Annotated in this window: 1 protein-coding gene; it reads left to right on the forward strand. The window is 43.6% G+C overall.

Annotated elements, in window-relative coordinates; genetic code table 11:
• Positions 1-1,752, forward strand: a 1,752-nt coding sequence (locus tag A3762_RS27745) for a hypothetical protein (RefSeq protein ID WP_197469338.1), incomplete at both ends; no start/stop codon positions are given.

Raw genomic sequence — 1,752 nt, forward strand, 5'->3', positions numbered from 1 at the left:
AAAATAACCAAGATTTTCGTCGTTATTTTAAGGTAGCGCTTAATTATGATGTGAACGCGATCGATGAAGAGACATGTATTGGTGAACTTGACGGTAAGAGTTCCGCAGCTAACTGTAAAACACGCCTATTACCTAATGTTAGCCAAGCAAGAGCCTTGAGTTACCCGATTCGTGCATACGTAGATGATGCGACTAATCCAGGTAGTAAAGTGCAAGTATATGGATATATCGGTGCTGGCTTGGGGAGCGGGGCTCGTGAGCTGGTATTGTGGAATAGCGCTGGAGACCAAGTTTGGACGGCTCCACAAGATCGAAATCTAGAGAGTTTTTCCAATGTTCTGGGAGTGGAAGGCGCTTATAGTCAGTTGTTTGCTGTCGAAGAGTTGGAGGATAACTTTTATGTGGCGCAACTTGGCCGTGATATTTTTGTATTTGAGGGTTCAGAGTTATTTGAGCTAAGTGATTCCAACGATGTATTTAAAGATCGGTCATATCAATTGGAAGAAGACTCGGGAAATGTCACTAAGATGCAAATCGCTTTCGATAATGATGATTTCCTTGTATTTGATCAGGGTAAGTTCTTCTACAGTGACTATAAAGCTAGTTACAGTGCGCCAGTTTTATCTAAGAACTACAGTTATGACTTTTTATTAGCGCGATCGCTGAGAAACATTGAAGATCCTTACATGTTCTCACAGTTTGATTTGAATGACTGTAGTTACAATGCTGACCCAGTAGCTTGTGCCGATGCTAATGACGTTGGAGGCTTCGCATGGCAAGTAACGAATGACTGTACACTTGCTTTGAACTGCTCTTTTCCAAATGATCTCAATGATTATTGTGTGACAGACGCAGAGCGCACGCCAACAACACCCCAATCTGAGTTGTGCACGCCCAGTAACTATGAAGACTTAAATGAGCTTGATGAAGTCGCGAATGATCTTAGTTTTGCTGCATTTTTGCCCTACTACAAAGACTATATGCGCAGCTTCGAATTTAAGATGTACGACGATTCTTTGTTGTTAAATTTACGTCTGACAGAGCGTGATGCTCTAGTGGTGTATTACTACAAACAGCCTCTTACCGCACCGGCCACTGTGCGAGAGCGTCTATTGTTAGGTCGTCGATTGGTGCAATCTATTTCTCGGCCAGTGGTTCAAGATTCCGGGATATATTTTTCAACGAACGTCCAAGGCGCAACTGTTTCTAATGTCTGCTACAAGGGTCTCATGGAAGTGATGTGTAACGTTCAGGAGCCGTTAGAGGGAGCGGCTGATGAGTGTACTCGCTTTGATCTAGATGCCGGCACATGTCGAGAGGGACGTTTCTTGTTTGAGAGTCGTGCTCTATTTTGTTCCGATACAGAAATCCTGTCTGGCGACTGCAAAGACTCCAATCAAATTAATCAAACGACTTTACAAATTGAGTCCGCTTCTCAAGATGCAAAATGGGTTCCGAGCTTGAGCATTGATGCAACAAATGGCGTCCAATCAACGATGCATGTGTTAATTAGTGATGATCAGCCACGTTCAACCGCTCGTCCTAATGATAGTTACTCAAAAGACGAAGGCATCTTAGGTAACCCTCAGCTTTACTCAGTAGCTTCGCAACGAACCTTATCAAGCGCTCAAGGACAGTTGTTGTCTTCAGTTGAATCTGTTGCTGCTAGACTTGTGTTACGTGAAAACGAAGGTGCTTATGCTGTTAATGCAGAGGAGTTTGTTAGCTCAACTCGACAGCGCCAGCAAGATG

This window comes from Oleiphilus sp. HI0125, from assembly GCF_001635355.1.